This window comes from Streptomyces sp. NPDC046900, from assembly GCF_040644975.1.
Classification (GTDB): Bacteria; Actinomycetota; Actinomycetes; order Streptomycetales; family Streptomycetaceae; genus Streptomyces.
This window is the reverse complement of record NZ_JBEYXD010000029.1, coordinates 1-19,480: the sequence shown is the minus strand read 5'-3', so window position 1 is coordinate 19,480 and position 19,480 is coordinate 1. Positions and strand designations below refer to the sequence as shown.

Sequence of the window (19,480 nt, the reverse complement as noted above, 5' to 3'; positions counted from 1 at the left end):
TGATCACGACTTCGTTACCGTTCCGTGTCTCCTGTGGCGGGGCGGGCTGTGGCTCGGCCGGCACCGGGTGGCCGGGCCTGCTCGGCCGGGCGTCGGCGGGCCGCTCCGTCCGGTGCGCGATCAGGGCAGGGCGTGTGCGGAGGCACCGGGCTTCGTGTAGGCCTGCCACGGCGTGAGGGGCCCGTGCTCGTCGGCGCAGACGACGGCGATCTCCAGCGGTCGGCCGCAGTCGCGATGGCGAACCTCCAGGGGTGGTCCCTCCGGGTCCGCGGTGTAGTGGTCGCCCCACTGCTTGAGGGCGAGCATCACGGGCCACAGATCCCAGCCCTTGCGGGTGAGCCGGTACTCGTTGCGGGTGCGCCGGCCCGGCTCGCGGTAGGGGACGGTGTCCAGGATTCCGGCGGCCACGAGCTTGCGCAGCCGGTCCGCCAGTACCGCCTCGGACAGTCCCACGTGCCGGCGGAAGTCCTCGAAGCGGCGTACGCCGTTCATCGCGTCGCGCACCACCAGCAGGGACCACTTCTCGCCGATCAGGTCGAGGGTGCGCTGCACGGTGCAGTTCTCGGGGCTGGTCTCGAGCCAGGTCATACCGACATCCTAGGCTGGCTTCGGCATTGACAGCCAGAGGTGCGACTGGCTAGCTTCAAATGGTGCAGTCAGCAGAGGAAGGGACGTCAATGACCAGGTCGCGCACGTTCGAGTGGGAGGACCCGAGGGTCTCCGCAGCCGCCGTCGGGCAGCAGAGCGGGCTCGACTTCCTGCGCAGCGTGCTGAGTGGTCGTCTGCCCGCCGCGCCCATCGCCGCGACCCTCGGATTCGCCCTGGAGGAGGTCGAGTTCGGCCGCATAGTCTTCGTCCTGGAACCGGGGGAGGAGCACTACAACCCCATCGGCAGCGTTCACGGCGGCGTCTACGCCACCCTGCTCGACTCCGCCGCCGGCTGTGCCGTGCAGTCCGTCCTCCCGGCGGGCATGGGATACACCTCGCTCGACCTCACCCTGAAGTTCCTCCGCCCGATCACCGTCGACACCGGGAAGGTCCGCGCCGTCGGCACCGTCCTCAACCAGGGCCGCCGCACCGCGCTGGCGCAGGCCCAGCTGCTCGACTCCGAGGAGCGTCTGCTCGGCCACGCCACCAGCAGCTGCATGCTCTTCCCCGTGCCGGCGAGCTGAGAGCAGGTCCGCCCTCTTCGGGCTCGCCGGGTGCCCGGCCAGGCCGTTCCACCGCAGCCCCGGCTCGTGCCACAGGCGTCACTCCTGTCCGGCGAGCTCACCGCGCAGCACGGAGTAGATGACCATGTCGCGCCAGGCGCCGCCTCGGAAGCAGGCTCCGCGCAGCACGCCCTCCCGGGTGAAGCCGGCCGACTCCAGCGACCGCTGCTCGGCGACATTGACGATCTCGGTGCTCGCCTCGACCCGGTTCACCTGAGTGTGCGAGAACAAATACTCGGCGAGTCGGCGCTGAGCGAGCGTGCCGAAGCCCTTGCCGCGTTCGGCCGTCAGCAACGCGATACCGATGTTCCAGCACGGCGAGGCCGGGCCCTGCAGGACCTGATGCCACTGCACCTCGCCGACGAAGCGATCGTCGCCCGCGGCGACGGCCAGCCGTCCACCCTGGGCTGAGATGAAGCCCTCGGCCCACTTCCGGCGCAGCTGACCGGGGTTCCGGTGGCCGAAGAAACCGAGTTCCCCGGCCTCCGCCGGGTCTTCGTACAGGCGCTCCAGCAGGCTGAGATCGCGGTCGAGGACGGGACGCAGGTGTATGGGTTCGGACATGGAGTCACACTAGCCAGCGCTTTTGTGCGCTGTGTTGCGGGGTGGCGTCCTCTCCGCGGGTCCCGTTCCGCGCCGTGCGCTCAGTGGGGGCGCTCGGGGCGGCGTCCTGGGGGTTGGGTGGGGCTCGGCATGGGGGTCGGCGGCTTGACTGGCCGGACCAGCGGAGCGTCACGTGACACCGTCAGCGGCTCGCGGTAGTGGGTGAACTTGAAGGTGTCGCCCTCCACGAGGGTGTACTTGGCCTCGGATTCGGTGATCTCGACGCGCAGGCACTTGCCGCGGGCGTGCACCGAGAAGGCGAGACGGGTGAGCCGGTCCGGCAGCCGGGGAGCGAAGTGAAGGGTGTCGTACGTATGACGCATGCCGCCGAAACCGGCGACCAGGGCGATCCAGGAGCCCGCCAGTGAGGCGATGTGCAGGCCGTCGCGGGTGTTCTTCTCCAGATCGTCCAGATCCATCAGCGCTGCCTCGCACAGGTAGTCGTAGGCCAGACGCAGATGGCCGACTTCGGCGGCGATGACGGCCTGGACGCATGCCGAGAGCGAGGAGTCGCGGACCGTGATCGGCTCGTAGTAGGCGAAGTTCCGCGCCTTCTGACCCTCGTCGAAGGCGTCGCTGCGCAGGTACATCGCGAGCACGAGGTCCGCTTGCTTGACCACTTGCTTGCGGTACAGCTCGACGTACGGGAAGTGCAGCATCAGCGGGTAGTCCTCGGGCCCGGTCCGGCTGAAGTCCCAGACCTGGTGGCGGGTGAAGCCCGCGGCCTGCTCATGGATGCCCAGGGCACTGTTGTAGGGCACGGCCATCGCTTTGGCCGCGGCCCGCCACGCGTCGGTCTCCTCCTCGTCCACGCCGAGCGCGGCGGCCTGTGCGGGGTGACGTTCGACGGAGTCGGCGGCGGCCTGCATGTTGGCCTGGGCCATCAGATTCGTATAGACGTTGTCGTCCGAGAGTGCGCTGTACTCGTCTGGGCCGGTGACGCCGTCGATGTGGAAGGTGCCCCGGGAGTCGTGGTGGCCGAGCGAATGCCACAGCCGGGCGGTCTCCACCAGCAGCTCCACGCCTGTGTCGCGCTCGAAGTCCTTGTCACCGGAGACCGCGACATAGCGCAGGACGGCGTGGGCGATGTCGGCGTTGATGTGGAAGGCCGCCGTTCCGGCCGGCCAGTAGCCCGAGCATTCCGCGCCGTCGATGGTGCGCCACGGGAACGCGGCGCCTCTCAGCCCCAGTTGCGCGGCCCTGTCACGTGCTGCCGGCAGCGTGTCCCGACGCCAGTGGAGCGCGGCGGCGACGCTGCGCGGGTGGATGAAGGTGAGCACCGGCAGTACGAACGTCTCGGTGTCCCAGAAACAGTGCCCGTCGTATCCCGAGCCGGTCAGGCCCTTGGCGGGGATGGCGCGGTGCTCGGCCCGGGCCGCGGCCTGCAGGACGTGGAAGAGCGCGAAGCGGACGGCCTGCTGGATCTCCGCGTCGCCTTCGACCTCCACATCGGCCTGGCCCCAGAACCCGTCCAGGTAGGCGCGCTGCTGATCCACCAGGCCCTGCCAGCCGGTGCTGTTCGCACCGGCGAGCGCGGCCTCCGCCTGGTCCCTCAGGGCCGTCAGCGAGCGCAGCGCGGACCAGCCGTAGCAGACGAACTTCTCCAGTCTCAGCGTCTCCCCGGGCTTGAGGTCGGTGATGACGGTGAACCTGGCGACGTCGTCGGAACTCTCACTGAAGGTCTGGGTGGCCTCCGGGCCCTGCACGACATGGCCGGCGGAGACCGCGATGCGCAGCCCGCTGCGCTCGGTGCGGTGGATCAGGCGCAGCCGGTCCCCCTCGGAGTAGTGCTCCTCGGCGCGCAGCGGGGACTCCAGGACGGCGGAGACCCGCGGATCCCCGCTGGCCTGCGGCAAGGGCTCGTTGGCGACGAGTTCGGACTGGATGACGAGCCGCACCTCCTCGTCCAGCGGTTCCACCTCGTAGGCGATCGCGGCGGCGGCCCGATGAGTGAAGGAGACCAGGCGCGAGGAGCGCAGACGGACGGTCTTGCCCACCGGGGAGACCCACTCGCACGTGCGGTGCAGCACGCCCGCCCGTAGATCAAGCACCCGTTCGTGCGCACGGAGCTGTCCGTAGCGCAGGTCGACCTGCTCGTCGTCGACCAGGAGCCGGATGAGCTTGCCGTCGGTGACGTTGATGACCGTCTGGCCGGATTCCGGGTAGCCGTATCCGGCCTCGGCGTAGGGCAGGGGGTGCACTTCGTGGACGCCGTTGAGGTAGCAGCCCGGCAGCCCGCTCGGCTCACCCTCCTCGAGGTTGCCGCGCCATCCGATGTGCCCGTTGGACAGCGCGAACACCGATTCGCTCTGAGCCAGTACGTCCCAGTGGAGCCCGGTCTCGCGCACGCACCAGGGTTCGACCTCGTAGGCGGGATGAGTGATCACGGCGACTCCTCCAGCAGCTCGGCCACGTCTTGCACCACGAAGGTGCCGCGACGCGCCTTGCCTGGCAGCGAGCGCTCGGCGGCGACGCCGTCGATCCTCGCGCCGGGTTGCTCCTCGTTCCCCGCCTGGACGAGAGTGTCGCGGCCGTAGGCCCTGGAGGATGTGTCCGGAAGGCCCAGATTTGCCATAGATGATCCTTGCCCGTTGTGTCCCCCCTCCATGCCATCGGTCCACGGGCAGGACCGTGCAGTCCGGCAAGCGGGCCCCTGGCATGGGGCCCGCTTGCCGCCGCTCACTGCGTCAGGGCAGCAGCGCGCGTGAGGGCTTCCGGGGTCGGCGCGGGGTCACCTGAGTGCCTTGCGCAGACGACGGTCGGAGGCCTGTCGCCACACCAGTGGGAGCTCCTTCTCCTTGGAGCGGGACGCGGCCCGTTCCTGACCGTGGAGCAGACCCCAGGTGAAGCCGGGCTCGCCCGCCACATGCGCTGCGACGGCCATACGCCGGAGCACACCGCGCGCCACCACGCTGTCGTGGTGATCACCACTCACCTGCTGTACCGCCTTGATGCGCTTGGCGATACGCCGGGCGGGCTTTCCCAGGGCCGGGCGGGCGGCCTGAGCGGCGTAGCGCAGCCGCTTGGCCGCCTTGCGGGCCTGGTGGATGGCGGTGTCGCGGTCCGGCCCCGACGGCAGTTCCAGAGCGAGGACCATGCGCCGCTGCAGCCTGCCGTACTCCTTCCCGAGCACTTTGACCATGACCTTCTTAGGCTTGCCTGCGGCTTTGGCGCGCAGTGGCGGCCGTGCGCTCAGCTCGCCGAGGCGGTCCAGCAGCGTCGTGTAGCGGGGCGAGTTGAGTGCGTCCAGGGTGCGTCGGCGGCCCGCGGCCCGCTGCACGACGTCCCATGCCCTCAGGCGCGCGGCGACGGGGCCGAGGAGCAGTTCGCCGGGCAGTTCCCGCACACCTGTGCTCAGGCGGTCGTTCAGCACTTCGTGGTCACGCTCCGCCCCGAGCTCTCCGGCCAGCCATTTCAGTTCCGCGCGGATGGGTTCGGTGACCTCGCGATCGAGGACGGCACGGTAGGCGCGCAGGGTTCCGCGCAGGTGGCGGCAGGTGACGCGCATCTGGTGCACCGCGTCGGGTGTGCTGCGGCGGACCGCAGGATCCAGGTCCACCAGAGCCTGCACCTCGTCGGCCAGATAGCCGGACAGGTACGCACCGGCAGAGCCGGGAGCGGCGGCTCCTTGCGGCTCTCGGTCGACGCCCTCGTGCGGTGCCGTCTCCGCCAGGGCGTGGGCGAGCTTGGACGGACTCCGGTCGCGAGCGACGCCCTTCTTGCCCAGCACCTTGTCGATGCGATTCAGCAGTGCGGGGTCGGCGCCCTCGGCGAGCTCCACCTCCAGCTCGGTCCATTCGGTGTGACCGCCCTCACGCAGCAGTGAGTCGGCACGGACCGTGTCCAGACTCAGCTCAACAAGCGCACCGCCGTCGGCGTCGACCAGGTCGCGCACGGAACGGGTGGTGCGCAGGCGCACCACGGGCCGAAGCGGCACGCCGTGCGTCCGGGAAAGGGTCAGCTCACGCAGCTCCTCCGGTATCTCCTCGGCCAATGGGGCCTGGATCTCCTCCCGGCTGTCGTCGACCAGGGGCAGCTTGAGATGCCAGCCGGCGTCCGTGCCGCCCGTCCTGCGCCGTAGGGTCGCCGAGCTGCGGTTGAGCCGGAGATCGGCGGTGTCGTAGTAGACGGCGTCCAGCTCCTGGATCCCGCGGTCGACCAGCGACTCGACACGATCCACACCGATGAGATCGGGCAGCCACGAGACGTCGTCCACAGCAGGTGCCATGTACTTGCGTTCTGTCTCTATTTTCGACTGGGCCATACAGTGCCCGTTGACACAATCCACGGTCTCAAACACGACGAGGTCCGGGGCGCCCGCTGTCGCGAACCCTCAGCCGGGGCGGAAGGGCGCTGGCCCGCGGGCCGGACAGAGCCGCGAGAGGGCGGCCCCGCAGCGCCTCACCGCCAGGGGACGGCTCTCCCGGGCGGCCGTACGCCGCCGACGGCGATCATTGCCGTACGACACGAGCAGTTTCACCCGGTGGCGGGTCGCCGAGGCGTGATACGGCGTGGCTGTCGCGACAGACAGTGACAAACCGTGCACAATGTGGCGCTCTGTGATCCGCTACGGCCGGAAGGTTCCGTACCATGACGCGCCTCGGGAGGCCCCGTGTGCACGACCCCTTGCGCCGCGGTTTCCTGAGCGCTGTGTCGGCGCTCGCGGGGACCGCCGTCGTGGGGGCGTTGAGTACGGTGCCGCGTGCGACCGCACCCTCGTCCAGGGTCACCGGAGCAGAGCCGAGCATGTCGCCCCTCTCGAAGACGGGGCCTGCGGACCGGCAGAAGGCACAGGAGATCCGGGACGAGTTCCTGCACGCCTGGAACGGCTACCGGACGTACGCGTGGGGCCATGACGAGGTGCTGCCGGTCTCGGGCGGATACCGTGAGTTCTTCTCCAGGCGGTATCCCGTGGGCCTGTCCATCGTCGAAGCCCTCGACACCCACTACGTCATGGGCCTGGACGACGAGGTCGACCGCAGCGTGCGCTGGATCCGATCGCATCTGGACTTCGACCTGGACGCCGACTTCCTTGTCTTCGAATCGATCATCCGCCTGGTGGGCGGCCTGCTGGCCGGTCATCTCGCCACCGGCGACAAGGAGTTGCTCGCACGGTGCGTGGACTTGGCGAACCGGCTGCTGCCCGCCTTCACCAAGTCCCCCACCGGGATGCCCTACCGGAGGGTCAATCTGCGCACCGGCGCGGTGTCGGGTGCCACGGTGCCACTGGCGGAGATCGGCACGAACATCCTGGAACTGGGGGTCCTGTCGCAGCTCACCGGCGACCCCCGGTACTACCTGGCCGCCAAGCGTTCTCTTGCGGCGGCGGTGGAGCGCCGCTCGTCCATCGATCTGATGGGCACCAGCATGAACGTGGAGAGCGGCCGGTGGGTCGACGGGCGGGACGTCGCCCCCAATCCGCCCGTGGACTCCTTCTACGAGTACCTGTGGGGCGGTTGGGCCATGTTCGGCGACCGCGACTGCCTGCGCTGGTTCCGCATGTTCGACGCCTCCCTCAAGAAGCACCTCGCGGAGCGAGTGGGCGGCCTGCTCTGGTTCAAGCAGGTCGACCACCTCACCGCGGCCACGCTGAGCCGCCTGCAGTCCAGCCTGGCCGTCTGCATCCCCTCCGCGGGCGGCGACGATCAACTGGCCGCGGACTACTACTTGTCCTGGACCGCCGTCCAGGACAAGTACATCGTGATCCCGGAGGAGATCGACTACACCCGTCTCACCGTGCGGGTGCCCGACAACGCGCTGCGCCCGGAGTACGCGAACTGCGCCTTCGATCTCTACTGGCGGACCGGGGACCCGTTCTACCGGACCACCGCCTGGCGCTACTTCTCGAACCTCAAGGCCTACCACAGGGTCCCGGGCGGCTACACCATCGTGACCGATGTGACGAAGCGCCCCATGACCAAGGGCGACTACTGCCCCGCGTACGTCTTCGCCGAGAACTTCAAATGGCTCTACCTCACCTTCGCGGACGCCCCGCGTTTCGACTACGACAGCGGCTACCTCAGCACGGAGGCGAAGATCCTCCGCGGACTGCGCCGCACGGTCACCGGCACCCCGTCACCAGCGAAGTGACGCCGGGGCTCTGACCTCGGCAACCACCCGCCGCCGCGCACACCCCGCGTGCGCCGTGCCGGGGCGGCCGCCACCCTGCGACTCGCCCTTCGGCCCGGCTTACTTGCGAGGTAATCGAGCCTGCGCCCTCCGCATGCCACGATCGACGGCGTACGGAGCCGACCGACCGGGAGGACGCCATGCCCGCCTATGCCATCGCCCACCTGCAAGAGGCCGCCCCGCATCCGGAGATCGCCGAGTACATCGAGCGCATCACCGCCACCTTCGAGCCGTACGGCGGCCGTTTCCTCGTCCACGCCGCGCAGCACGAGGTGAAGGAGGGCAGCTGGCCCGGACACGTCGTCGTGATCGCCTTCCCCGGGATCGACGAAGCGCGGTCCTGGTGGGACTCACCGCAGTACCAGGAGATCGCGCCGCTGCGCTCACGGCACATCGAGGGCGACATCATCCTGGTCCCGGGCGTTCCGGACGGCTACGACCCGGCCGGCACGGCCCGGGCGATGCGCGAATCCCTGCCCGCGCAGTAGCCCTCGGACCCCGGTCCGGCCCGGCGGGCTCTTGGAACAGGTCCCGACGAGCCGTGCTCAGCGCACCGGAAAACCGAAGGAGTACCCCTGCTGCCTCAGCCACGGCAGGACCTGGCGCAGGGCGGCAACGGTCTGCGAGCGGTCCCCGCCCGCGTCGTGGAACAGGATGGTCGGGCCGTTGCGGACCTCGTTCCTGACGGTGGCGACGATGGTGTCCGTGCCGGGCCGCTCGAAGTCCTTCGAGTCGACGTTCCAGCCGAGCGGCCGCAGGCCGTGGGAGGCGGCGAGCCGGCGGCTGAAGGGGGTGAAGGCACCGCCAGGGGCCCGGTAGTAGAGCGGCCGCACGCCCCCGGACGCCTCGGTGATCATGCGTTGGGCGTCGAGGATCTGCTGCGACTGGTAGGTCTGGGACTTGGTGTCCATGGCGGTGTCGTGCGACACCGTGTGGTCGCACAGCCGGTGCCCGGCCGCCACCACCGACCTGACCAGATCCGGGTGGGCACGGGCCTGGGTGCCCACCATGCAGAAGGTGGCCCGTACGCCATTCTCCCGCAGCACCTGGAGTACCTGCGGCGTCCAGACGGGGTCCGGTCCGTCGTCGATCGTGATGTTGACGCCCCGGGCGCCGCGGTCCGAGGCATGGACGATGTCCGCCGACACCGCTGCCATCGCGGGGCCCGGGGCGGCCGCCGAAGGGGACTGCGCGACGGCCCCAGGTGCGTGTCGCCCCTCGATGGGCCCGGCCTGTGCTGTCCATACCGAGGTGGCGGCTGCCGCCGCCGTCACTCCGACGGCCGCCGCGAGCACCCGGCCGTACCAACCTCGTCCACCACGCCACCCCATGTCCGCCCCGCCCCTTGCCGTCGTTCCGGTGCTTGTGCACCCGTCAGGACGGAGCCGGCCAGCCGCGGGATGCGTCCCTTACAGAACGCGGACGATTCCGCGGGGATCTCGCGACGCGGCCTCCACCGGCGGAGCGTGACGGGGCGCAGCCCGTACGGGCCTTGGTCCGCTACGTCGCTGCGGGGGACAGCATCCGGGTCTCCGCGGCGCCGGGGGCGCACAGGGACCGTGCAGGCGAGGCGCGCGGCGTCAGGTGGTCGCCTCGCGGATGCGGGCGAGCAACGCCCGCAACGTGGCGCGGTCCTCCGGGCCCAAGGCGGCGGTCGCCTCGGCGAGTGCGAGGCGGTCCGCGTCCTCCGCCTCTCGGTGGCGGCACCGGCCTTCGTCGGTGAGGCGCAGCAGGAATGCCCGGCGATCACTCGGATGGCGTACACGCTCGACCAGACCGTCGCGTTCCAGGCTGTCCACGATGCTGGTCGTGGTCCGTGCCGCCACGCCGGTCATCTCGCTCAGGTCCCGCATCCTCAGGGGCTGTTCCGCCCGGGCGAGCATCCGCAGGGCGCGCAGCCGGGCGACCGACGCTCCGTTGGCCCGGAGCCGGATCTCGACGAACTGGCGCAGTCGATGCGTCGTCTCGTAGAGCTCGTCCACCAGGATGTCGCTGCTGCCGTGCACTGCCATGTCGCTCCCCGCTCCGTCCTTCAACGTCGAATTCTATGAGCAGGACATAGTGAGTATCCTCAGCATGTGCTGCTGCCTCGACGCCCTCCCGCGCCGTCCCTCCCCGCTTTCCGCCTCAGCCAGCGCTTGGCCGTCCCTGTGATGTGCGTCAGCGTGACGTTCATCGCGATCGTCGACGGAGCGATCACCACCGTGGCCCTTCCCTCGATCGCCCGTCAGTTCGGCCTGACCACGGCCGCCCTCGACGGGGTGGTCGTGGTCTACCCGGTGTGCCTGGCCGTGGCCATACCCGCCTCGGCCTGGCTGGTCGAGCGGTTCGGTGCCAAACGCGTCCTGCTCATCGCGCTCGCCGCCTTCCTCGTTTCCTCACTGCTGTGCGGCGCAGCCCCCGATCTCGGCCGGCTCCTCGCGTTCCGCGCGGTCCAGGGACTCTCCGCGGGAGTGCTCTTCCCGGCCTCGGCCGCACTGCTGTTCGCCACCTTCAACTCCGCGGAGCAGGTGCGAATCTCCCGGTACATGATCATCCCGCAGCAGATGGCGCCGGCCGCCGCCCCCGTCCTCGGGGGTCTGCTGGTGGACCACCTGTCCTGGCGCTGGGTCTTCTACGTCAATCTGCCGGTGGGCCTGCCGGCGATGCTGTTCGGGGCGCTGTTCCTGGAACGGCACCGTGGCCACCGGCCCGGCCGGTTCGACCTGGCCGGGCTGCTGCTGAGCGCCACCTCCCTCGGCGCCCTCATGTTCGGCATCTGTGACGGCCCCAACCGCGGCTGGACCTCACCGACCGTGCTGACCTCCCTGGTGCTCGGCGGATTCCTGCTGGCCGCCGCCATCACCTACGAACTGCGCACCTCCGAACCCCTGCTGAGGCTCCGTCTCTTCGCGGACCGGCTCTTCCGGGACACCAACCTGATCAACCTGGTGGGCCTGGTGCCGATCCTGGGCGCCATGTACCTGGGCCCGCTGTTCCTGCAGCAAGGACAGGGCCGCACCGCCCTGGAGTCCGGCTCCAGCACCTTCCCCGAAGCCTTCGGTGTGCTGCTCACCGTTCAGATCGCCGGTGTGCTCTACGCCAGGATCGGGCCGCGGGTCATCGTCGGCTGCGGTCTGGCCGGCGTCAGCGTGGTCCTGCTGCTCTTCGCCGGCTGCGACGAGCACACCGGCCTGTGGACCTTCCGCGGTTATATGTTCCTGCTCGGCGTCGCCATGGGCGGGGTCTTCATGCCCACGATGGTGGCCTCACTGGCAACCATCGCCCGGCAGGACCTGGCCCAGGCCTCCACGCTGAACACCGTCGTACGCCAGACCGGAGGCGCCCTCGCACCCGCCGCGGTGACCACCGCTCTGGTACTGAGCACCCCGGCAGCGGCGGCCGCCGACCCTCCCATCGCCGCCTACCAGCACGCCTACCTGGCCCTGGCCGCGATCGCCGCCGTCACCTCGGTCTTCGCCTTCACCCTGCCCGACGGCCCCGCCCGAGTCGCGGCACGCGGCACCGCTGCCTCAAGCCGGTCCGCTCCGATCCGCCCCCGGCGTGAGAGCGCCCACTGACCACGTCCCGACCCGGCTGCCCGTCTCCTGGTGGCACCTGAACGGACGAGGGCTTGCGGCCAAGGAGGGACGCCCATCACAGAGAGTGCTGCACTCACCCGCTTGGCCGGTGTGAGTAGCCGATACGGACGCATTCCCGTCTCATGGCCTTGACCGCAGCCCCGCTCGTGTGGGAGGTGGCAGATGTACGAGATGCGCGCCGAATGTGTGGCGACGGAGGCCGGGATCGGGCAGCTGTGGCATGTGCTCGACCCCGATGGCAGCGCCCTGTGCGGCCGGCTCATGGGGGAGCGGGCGAAACCCACGCCCGACGGCCTGGGCGACAGCGAGGAGTACTGCATCCCGTGCCTGCGTGCGATCGAGGCGGAGGCGCCGCCTTCGGCCCTGCGGCGCGCCCGGGCGGCAGTGGCCGACTGCCATCCGGGATCCGCCGTCACGGAGGAGGAAGCGGCCAGACCGTCTCGCTGATGCGCCGTGACCGTCCAGGCCGCGGACCGTGGCGCCCGGCATCGGCGGCATCGGCGGAACGCAGGTTCTTGTGCGGCGAGCACGCGGCATGAGGCGTTTGGGACCGGCAGGACCTGCCGACTCTCGCGATGCCGCTCCCGGCCGAACGCGTGGCCCGGCTGGGGCGCGAGGCGCGGTGGCGCGTGACGGAGGGGCTCCGGTCCGGGCAGGCCGGTCCGGAGTCCGTGGTGCCGGCTCGGGACACCTGGTGTCCCGAGCCGGCTTCTTGCGTCAGGGGAACTGGGTGACCTTGGAGGGCACGGTGTCCGTTCCCGAGGTGGGGGAGCCGGTGTCGTTGATCACGTGGGCGTACTGGCCCTTGCCGCCGAGGGAGATGACCAGGAGATCGTGCATCTTGATGCCCGCTTTGACGGGCGCCTGGAAGCCGTGGGCCTGGACGATCGTCGGGTCGGCCGTGAAGTTGCAGTAGCTGCCGAGGCCCCATGCCTCATGGACGTTCACCGTGTCGGCGACCTTGTAGGCCGCGTATCCGACGATGCCGTCGTGGGTGATGGCGGCGGCGTTCGGGGCGTCGTAGGCCTTCTCGTTCTGGAAGAAGATCGTCCGGCCGCGCTCTCCGCTCCAGTAGACGTCGTACTTGTTGAAGTGCTCCACGAACAGGCCCGTGGCCAGTACGTCGTTGCCGTTGACGCGCAGGCCGAAGTCGGCGCGGTTGGTGTCCCAGCCGACTCCGCTGCCGTGGTCGGCGCGCCAGAGCCAGGTGTGGTCGATGATGACGTGGTTGCTGTTGACCACGACCGAGTTGGTGGCCAGACCGGAGCCCGCGCCGCCGATCCGGACGAACACGTCCTGCATCGTCGTGGGGTTGGCCGAGTGGTCGGCGGAGGAACCGGGCGTGCCGATCTGCAGCAGGGTGTCGGAGTTGACGGGGCCCGCGTCGATCAGGAATCCGGCGAGCTTGACCCCGTCGACGTCGGCCACGTGCATCGCGTCGATCCCGTTGTCGGGGACGAGCGTGGCCAGGCCGAGCCCGAGCACCACGGTGTCGGCCCGGGTGACGTCGATGGTCTGGTCGAGGTGGTAGACGCCCGGGGTGAACAGCAGGTTGAGCCCCTGGGCGAGCGCGGCGTTGATCGTCGCGGCGCTCGCTCCCGGCTTGACCACGTAGAACTGGTCGAGCGGAAGCGAAGTGCCGGCGTTCGCGGGCCAGGACACGCCCCGCGCGTTGGTGCGCTTGGCGGGGACGAAGACCTTGTAGGTGCTGCCGTCCAGGTAGAGGAACGGCTTCTCGCGGGAGACAGGCGTGGTGTCCAGCGTGGTGTACGGGCCGGAGTCGAAGTTGGTCGCCGGGGCGCCCTGGACACCCGTGAACGTCATGTTCCACACACCGTTGGTCCAGCCGCCGACCGAACTGTCACGGGTGTACCACTGCTGCTGGGAGTAGGGTCCGACCGTGCCGTCGATCTTCGAGTCGGCGATGTAGCCACCGGAGGCCCAACCGTAGCCATTGGGGGCCAGGTTGAGGCCGCCCTGGACATGTATCCGGCGGAACGGGGCGGCCTGGGCGACGGCCCAGCGGTCGGTCCCGTTGGAGGGCCTGATGGCGAGGTTCTCCGCCGAACGCCAGAAGTTCTGCGTCGCGTTGCCGTTGAACCAGCCCGCGTCGACGGTGATGTCACCGTTGATCTGGGTGTCGTCGGGGTTGAGGCCCAGTCCGGAGATCGAGGTGTAGAAGCCGAGTTGCGCGTTGATGCCGTCGTAGGTGCCCGGCTTCAGCAGGAACTGGTAGCGGCCGGTACCGAACTGGCTGGACTCCTGCTGGGCGAAGACCTGGTCGAACTTCTGCTGGAGGTTGGGCGTCGAGGGGTCCACGACGATGACGTTGGGACCGAGGTCGCCGCCGCCCTGCACGGGGGGAGTGCCGGAAGAGCCGGTGTGGACCGCGACCTCCCACAGTGAGTAGCCGTAGCCCGTCCCACGGACCGTCCCGTAGACACGGAGGTACCGGCCCGAGCCGCTCACGTCGTAGGACGCGGTGCCGCCGGTCGCGCCCGTGACGCTCTTGAGAGTGGTCCAGTTCTGGCCGTCCGTGGAGGCCTGGATCTGGAACTCCTTGGCGTAGGCGGCCTCCCAGGTCAGATCCACCTTGCACAGGCTCTGGACCGAGCCCAGGTCGACCTGGACCCACTGCGGGTCGGAGGCCTGGCTGGACCAGCGGGTGCCGGTGTCGCCGTCGAAGGCGGCGGAGGCGGGGGTGCCCGCGTTCTCCGTGGAGGAGGCCGAGGCCTGCTTGCCCTTGGCGGCATTGGCCGGGTCGCACGAGGGCGAGGTGCCCCCGGCGGTGCCGAAGACCTGGAACTCCCAGAGCGAGTAACCCCATTGGGTGGCTCGGTGGATGCCGTACATCCTGACGTAGCGGCCCTGGCCGGAGACGTCGAGGGAGTCGAGTCCGCCGTCACCGCCGGTGACGGACTTCAGGTCGGTCCAGTTGCTGCCGTCCTGGGAGGCCTGGACCTTGTAGTCCTTGCCGTAGGCGGTCTCCCAGTTGAGGACGACCTTGGTGATCGAGGCCGTGGAGCCGAGGTCGACCTGGAGCCATTGTGTGTCACTGGCGGCCGACGACCAGCGGGTGCCGGTATCGCCGTCCACGGCGTTCGCCGCCGGGGTCCCGGCGTTCTCGTCGGACGACGAGGTGGCCGTCCTGCCCTGGGACAGCGGCGTTTCGGCCGCGGCGGCGGACGTATGGGTGGACGGCAGGGTGATCAGCGCTGCTGCGGCGGCCAGCGCGACACCCAAAGATCTCAGTCTCATGTGGGTTCCTGCGGGTCCGAAGGGTGGGGGTGCCACGACGAGCGGGGGGATCGGATACGTGCCCTGCCCTGTGCACAGACGGCCCCGGGGAGCGGCCTCCTGCGCGGCCCCGATCGGCGTGGAAGGTGAAGTAGCCTGTGAATACGCTTAGTTCACGTCTTGATTTAACTGATGAGTCGTCGCAGTGGGAAGTCCCTGGACAGAGGAATCTTTCAACTCCTGGTCACAAAGGTGGTCTTTCCGTGCGCCCGTGCGTTCAAGAAGTGGCACGGCGGGGGAGACGTCGGACCTGGCTCTGGGCGCCTTCCGCCACCTCGGGGCCGCCCCCGACGGGAACCGCGGTCATGCCTGCCGGGCCGGCTCGATGTTCTGATTGGCGCGGAAGAGATTGTCCGGGTCGTAGGTGCGCTTGATCCGCGCGAGCCGGTCGTAGTGGTTCCCGTACGTGGCCCGTACGCGCTCCTGGCTCTCGCCCGTGCCCATGAAGTTCACGTAGGAGCCGCCCATGGAGTACGGGTGCAGCTCCTGCCAGTAGTCGACACACCAGTGCTTGATGATCTCGGCGTTGTCGGGGTCAGGGTCGACTCCGGCCACGACGCCGGACCAGACGGCGTCCCGGTAGCCCCATGCGGTGTCGTCCGGGCCCACCCGGTGGGCGGCCCCGTCGACCGGGTAGAGGTGCAGGAGCGAGAGCGGCGTGGGGATGTTCTCGCCGTACTTGAGGTGCACGTCCAGGGCGCCATCCGGAATGCGGTCGAAGAAGTCGCCGCGCCAGTACCACTGGTGGCCGGCGGGGAGGAGGGCGTCGAACATGCTCTGCAACGCCGGGTAGGGCATCCGCGTCGTGAAGTGGAAGGTCGGCCGTCCAGGCTCTTGCACCGCCGTGAACGCCTCCTCGAAGCGGCTCGGATCGCCGGTGTGGCAGCCCACGATGCCGCACATCTTCTGTCCGTGGAGCTCTTCGGGGAACGGCGGGACGGGCGGGATCACGAAGGCCGCGAAGAAGGCGTACACGTCCTCGGGCGCCTGCGGCAGGAACTCGCGGTACCACGCCAGCACATCACGGGTGCCGTCGACCGGCCACAAGGTGATCGCGACGCCGACCGTGTCCACCGGATGCAGCCGGTAGGTGAAGGAGGTGACGATGCCGAAGTTGCCGCCGCCCCCGCGCAGTGCCCAGAACAGATCCGGTGTGTCCGTCTCGTTCGCGGTGACGAAACCGCCGTCGGCCAGCACGACGTCCGCGGCCAGCAGATTGTCCACGGTCAGGCCGTGGGTGCGGGTGAGGTAGCCGTGGCCGCCGCCGAGGGTCAGGCCCCCGACTCCGGTCGTCGAGATGATGCCGCCGGGAGTGGCGAGCCCGAAGGCGTGCGCGACATGGTCGAGGTCGCCGAGCAGGCTGCCGCCGCCGACCTGGGCGGTCCGGGCCACGGGGTCGACCCGTACCCAGCGCATCGGGGAGAGGTCGATGGTGACGCCGTCGTCCACCAGACACAGACCCGGGCCGCTGTGCCCGCCACCCCGGACGGCGAGTTCCAGTCCGTTGTCACGGACGAAGTCGACCGCAGCCATGACATCCGCAGCGTCCGTGCACCGCACGAGGGCGGCCGGACGCTTGTCGATCATCGCGTTGTAGACCGTGCGGGCCCGGGAGTACTCGGCGTCCTGCGGACCTATGACCGGTCCGCGCAGCGTGGCCTTCATCGCGTCCAGAGTTGCGGTGTCCATGACGATCTCCTGGTGGCGCACAGCCGGCCCGCCACAGGGCTGACTGGACCAGCGTCCCGCCGGTGACGGCTCGCTGCAATTTCAACGGCCCGCTGCTCCCGGCAGGCTGGACAGGCACGGCACCTCGGTGACCCCGCCGTCGTACCGCCCGCACTCAGAGCAGCCTCGCGTACCACGCAGCGAGCGATGCCCGTACGCCCTTCTGGACCGCACCGAGGTGCAGGAACCCGGGTTCCCGCATAACGTCTGAAGCGCACACAAACGGGACGGCACCCGACGCCACGATGCCGGGTGCCGAACCCGTTCGCCGTGAGAGGCCACCGACCGTGACGCGCTGCCGCCCCGCCCGCAGGGCGTCCATCGGGCCGAGCAGGGCCGACGCGGCGTCGACGTCTCCTTCGGGGTGACTCCGCGCTGGGCACGTACCTGCGGGCCGGGCCCCTTTGAGTACGAGACCGGCCGAACCACGCGCCACCACCTTGCCTCCGTTGCCGAGCGCCCCCCGACCACTCAATTCGACGAGCCACGCCGCACCGCCACGGACGCCCATCTGCCCGGGCGCATCGGACGGCGCCCACAAGGGCCGCTGCGTCAGGCATGAGGAGGAAGGGCATGAGCGAAACCAAGCGCGGTGCCGGTGCCGGAGGTTCCCAGGCCGAGGGGGACAGTGCCGCTGCCCGGCGCCATAGTCGACAAGACGAGCGAATACGCCACTCCGGCGCACCGACGGCAGCGGACGCGGACAGGGCCGGGCCTGCGGCGCCGGGCGGACGACAAGGCCGCCCCGACGACGGCGCCACCGCGCCACATCCCCCGAAAGCGATTCAGCGGACCCCGCCGCGCCGTGGCATGCCACGGGCCCGGAACGCGCGGCTGCGGATATCGAAGGCCGACCCCTGGTCGGTGATGATGACAAGCCTCCTGATGTCGCTCGGCCTGGGCCTGGGCCTCATCGTGACCGTGTTCGCCGCATGGATCACGCTGAACGCGGCGGACCCGGATCAATGGCCGTCCTTCAGCTGGGGACTCGCCCTCGCCGTCGTCATCGTCGTACTGGTGGAAGCCGTGCTGGCCACCGCGCTGGCGACCCTGGCAGCCTTCATCTACAACTGGTCGTCGGTATGCGCCGGTGGAGTCGAGTTGACCATGGAGGAGGACGCCGCGGCTCCGACGGAACGAGATTCCCGCGCTCCGCCGGTCGATGATGTCGGATCAGGCCATGGGCCCTTGAGTGATTGAGACGTATGGTTCTTCTTCCTTTTGACACCGCGCACGCCGCCACGGTGGCCGACTGGCCGGCATCCCTGCCGGAGGTCACCATGTGGTGCGGAGCGCGCGAGTTCCCCGTGCCTGCTCGGACGATTCGTGCATGGCAGGACGAGGCCGACGTGCAGGCGCATGTGCTCGTGGAAGGCCAGACCCTCCTTGGCTACGGCGAATTGTGGTTCGACCCGGCGGAGAACGAGGTCGAGCTGGCCCGGATCATCGTGAGTCCCCACGCCCGGGGCCGAGGGGTGGGCCGTGAGCTGGTTCGGGGCCTGCTCGCCCGAGCTCTGGAAGCGGGCTTTCCCGATGTCTTCATGCGCGTCCACCCGGACAACGCGAGGGCGCTCAGGTGCTACCAGGGTGCCGGCTTCGAGCTGGTCGACGCCGCTCTCGCAGTGGCCTGGAATGCCGGGCAGCCGTTCGACTACGTGTGGCTCCGCGCAGAGCCCACCGCTGCCTCAACGGCGGCGGGCTGACGCCTTCCTGCGAGGCAGGGAGGGCCCGTGGGTGTCGCCAGACCGTTCCTAGCGTTGCTGGCCGGTGTTGGCCAACTCGCCGAAATCCGGACATGAGGTGGCCCGGTGACCTCGCGAACGGTCTTCGAGGTCGGGGAACAGCGTGAGCTGGTCACCTAGGCGCAGTCGGGTCTTGTCGCCTCCGTTTGGCGTGCCCGCTGTCCTGGGTGGGCTCACGGTCCCACGCGTCCTCGGGACGTGCACGGTCTGGCCGGTAGCTCTCCGCTGTCCGATCCTCTGGTCGGGAGCGGTCACACCTGGCCGTCGCCGTGCTCGGTGCCCGAGTGCGCGTCGTCCAATCGTCACGCTGGCGCCGTGATGCCGCGTGACGGTGATCTTCTGGTGCTGCTGCTGGAGTGGATGCTGCCAGTACTGGCCGCCCCAGATCGAGGTGTAGGCGGGATCCACTGCGATCACCACAAGGCCCTGCTGGAAGGCCATGCCCCGGAGTCGTTCACGGAAGCGTGCGGTGGGGATACCCGCCACGGTGCGGCGGAACGTCTTCCCGCGTCCGCCTCGGCCCATGGTCTCCCGGCCCACAGCGCGGGCGTCGTCGAAGCCTAGGTTCTCCACCGCGATCCCGGCGCAGCCGTGCTCCTTGGCGATGCGGATCAGCTCGGTGACTGCGGTGCGGAGCCTTCCGTCCCGTGTCGAGGCGGGGCCGGACAACTCCAGGGGCACGGTGATGGGCTCTCCGATGGGGTTGCCGTGCGGGTCGAGCAGGTAGGCAGCCAGGTGATCGGCGTTCAGGTCGATACCGAGCAGGCGTTCGCCGGATGCCTGGATCTCCTTTGGCGTCGGCAGCACGACAGGATCGCAGGACCACGAGGCATCCAGGTACCAGCGGCCACGCGCGGGGTCGTACACGATGTCGTAGCGGACGGCCCGGTTGGCCATCGCCCGATCCAGCCATTCCTCACGGCGGTGCGAGAAGGCCACGGTGCAGGCCAGGTTGTACCGGCCCCTGGGGGCGTTGGCCAGGTGCCGCAGCGGCTCGGGCAGCACGATCGACACCTGGCCCTTCTCCGGGTGGACGCTGATCGTGTAGTTCCCATAGGGGGCGCCGGATTCTCCATCGGCGGTGAGGAACAGGCGCTTACGGGCTGCCCCGCGATTGATCACGGGGCGTGTTGGCCTGGGGAGTTGGCTGGTGGGTGATTCAGCAGGCGGCTGTGCGGACGGGCACCAG

At 69.7% G+C, this 19,480-nt stretch carries 17 protein-coding genes; 7 read left to right on the top strand and 10 right to left on the bottom strand.

Annotation, left to right across the window (positions count from 1 at the left end):
• Positions 1-120: 120 nt before the first annotated feature.
• Entirely contained in the window at positions 121-588 is a 468-nt protein-coding gene (locus ABZ904_RS25885; RefSeq protein ID WP_360995224.1) for a helix-turn-helix domain-containing protein, read from the bottom strand.
• Between the two features lie 89 nt (positions 589-677).
• Between ABZ904_RS25885 and ABZ904_RS25880 the strand changes: the two genes are divergently transcribed.
• Positions 678-1,172, top strand: coding sequence for a PaaI family thioesterase (locus ABZ904_RS25880; protein ID WP_359400543.1), 495 nt, complete (start codon positions 678-680; stop codon positions 1,170-1,172).
• A gap of 78 nt (positions 1,173-1,250) precedes the next feature.
• On the opposite strand, the gene ABZ904_RS25875 is transcribed toward ABZ904_RS25880, so the two are convergent.
• The 4 genes from ABZ904_RS25875 to ABZ904_RS25860 form a co-directional block, all read right to left on the bottom strand.
• Entirely contained in the window at positions 1,251-1,775 is a 525-nt protein-coding gene (locus ABZ904_RS25875; protein ID WP_359400546.1) for a GNAT family protein, read from the bottom strand.
• An 80-nt stretch (positions 1,776-1,855) separates the two neighbouring features.
• On the bottom strand, positions 1,856-4,201 hold the full coding sequence (locus ABZ904_RS25870; RefSeq protein ID WP_360995229.1) for a glycosyl hydrolase family 65 protein: 2,346 nt from the start codon (positions 4,199-4,201) through the stop codon (positions 1,856-1,858).
• A complete protein-coding gene (locus ABZ904_RS25865; protein ID WP_359400552.1) occupies positions 4,198-4,389 on the bottom strand; it encodes a hypothetical protein in 192 nt (63 codons plus the stop codon). Before ABZ904_RS25865 ends, ABZ904_RS25870 begins: the two co-directional genes overlap by 4 nt.
• 156 nt (positions 4,390-4,545) lie before the next feature.
• Complete coding sequence (locus ABZ904_RS25860; protein ID WP_361825716.1) at positions 4,546-6,078, bottom strand: CYTH and CHAD domain-containing protein; 1,533 nt, start codon at positions 6,076-6,078, stop codon at positions 4,546-4,548.
• Between the two features lie 326 nt (positions 6,079-6,404).
• On the opposite strand from ABZ904_RS25860, the gene ABZ904_RS25855 reads away from it, so the two are divergent.
• Positions 6,405-7,904, top strand: a complete 1,500-nt coding sequence (locus tag ABZ904_RS25855; protein WP_361825714.1) for a glycoside hydrolase family 47 protein — start codon at positions 6,405-6,407, stop codon at positions 7,902-7,904.
• A 179-nt stretch (positions 7,905-8,083) separates the two neighbouring features.
• Positions 8,084-8,431 carry a DUF1330 domain-containing protein gene (locus ABZ904_RS25850; RefSeq protein ID WP_359400561.1) on the top strand — a complete coding sequence of 116 codons (348 nt, stop codon included), beginning with the start codon at positions 8,084-8,086 and terminating at the stop codon, positions 8,429-8,431.
• A gap of 57 nt (positions 8,432-8,488) precedes the next feature.
• Here the strand turns inward: ABZ904_RS25850 and ABZ904_RS25845 are convergent, their stop codons facing one another.
• Together ABZ904_RS25845 and ABZ904_RS25840 are read right to left on the bottom strand one after the other, a co-directional pair.
• Positions 8,489-9,274 carry a polysaccharide deacetylase family protein gene (locus ABZ904_RS25845; protein ID WP_361825712.1) on the bottom strand — a complete coding sequence of 262 codons (786 nt, stop codon included), beginning with the start codon at positions 9,272-9,274 and terminating at the stop codon, positions 8,489-8,491.
• Between the two features lie 249 nt (positions 9,275-9,523).
• Positions 9,524-9,955 (bottom strand): MarR family transcriptional regulator, encoded by a 432-nt coding sequence (locus ABZ904_RS25840; RefSeq protein ID WP_361825823.1) that lies wholly within the window; start codon positions 9,953-9,955, stop codon positions 9,524-9,526.
• A 141-nt stretch (positions 9,956-10,096) separates the two neighbouring features.
• On the opposite strand from ABZ904_RS25840, the gene ABZ904_RS25835 reads away from it, so the two are divergent.
• On the top strand, positions 10,097-11,503 hold the full coding sequence (locus ABZ904_RS25835) for a DHA2 family efflux MFS transporter permease subunit (protein ID WP_361825710.1): 1,407 nt from the start codon (positions 10,097-10,099) through the stop codon (positions 11,501-11,503).
• A 183-nt stretch (positions 11,504-11,686) separates the two neighbouring features.
• Positions 11,687-11,971 carry a hypothetical protein gene (locus tag ABZ904_RS25830; protein WP_360995249.1) on the top strand — a complete coding sequence of 95 codons (285 nt, stop codon included), beginning with the start codon at positions 11,687-11,689 and terminating at the stop codon, positions 11,969-11,971.
• A gap of 270 nt (positions 11,972-12,241) precedes the next feature.
• Here the strand turns inward: ABZ904_RS25830 and ABZ904_RS25825 are convergent, their stop codons facing one another.
• Together ABZ904_RS25825 and ABZ904_RS25820 are read right to left on the bottom strand one after the other, a co-directional pair.
• A complete protein-coding gene (locus tag ABZ904_RS25825; protein WP_361825708.1) occupies positions 12,242-14,782 on the bottom strand; it encodes a discoidin domain-containing protein in 2,541 nt (846 codons plus the stop codon).
• A gap of 342 nt (positions 14,783-15,124) precedes the next feature.
• Positions 15,125-16,510, bottom strand: coding sequence for an FAD-binding oxidoreductase (locus ABZ904_RS25820; RefSeq protein WP_361825706.1), 1,386 nt, complete (start codon positions 16,508-16,510; stop codon positions 15,125-15,127).
• A gap of 597 nt (positions 16,511-17,107) precedes the next feature.
• On the opposite strand from ABZ904_RS25820, the gene ABZ904_RS25815 reads away from it, so the two are divergent.
• Both ABZ904_RS25815 and ABZ904_RS25810 read left to right on the top strand, forming a co-directional pair.
• The gene (locus ABZ904_RS25815; RefSeq protein WP_361825704.1) at positions 17,108-17,749 is read left to right on the top strand and encodes a DUF3566 domain-containing protein; all 642 of its coding nucleotides are present in this window, start codon (positions 17,108-17,110) and stop codon (positions 17,747-17,749) included.
• Positions 17,750-17,754: 5 nt separating this feature from the next.
• A complete protein-coding gene (locus ABZ904_RS25810; RefSeq protein ID WP_359400582.1) occupies positions 17,755-18,252 on the top strand; it encodes a GNAT family N-acetyltransferase in 498 nt (165 codons plus the stop codon).
• 48 nt (positions 18,253-18,300) lie between these two features.
• Here the strand turns inward: ABZ904_RS25810 and ABZ904_RS25805 are convergent, their stop codons facing one another.
• On the bottom strand, positions 18,301-19,413 hold the full coding sequence (locus ABZ904_RS25805; RefSeq protein WP_361825702.1) for a transposase: 1,113 nt from the start codon (positions 19,411-19,413) through the stop codon (positions 18,301-18,303).
• Between the last annotated feature and the right edge of the window lie 67 nt (positions 19,414-19,480).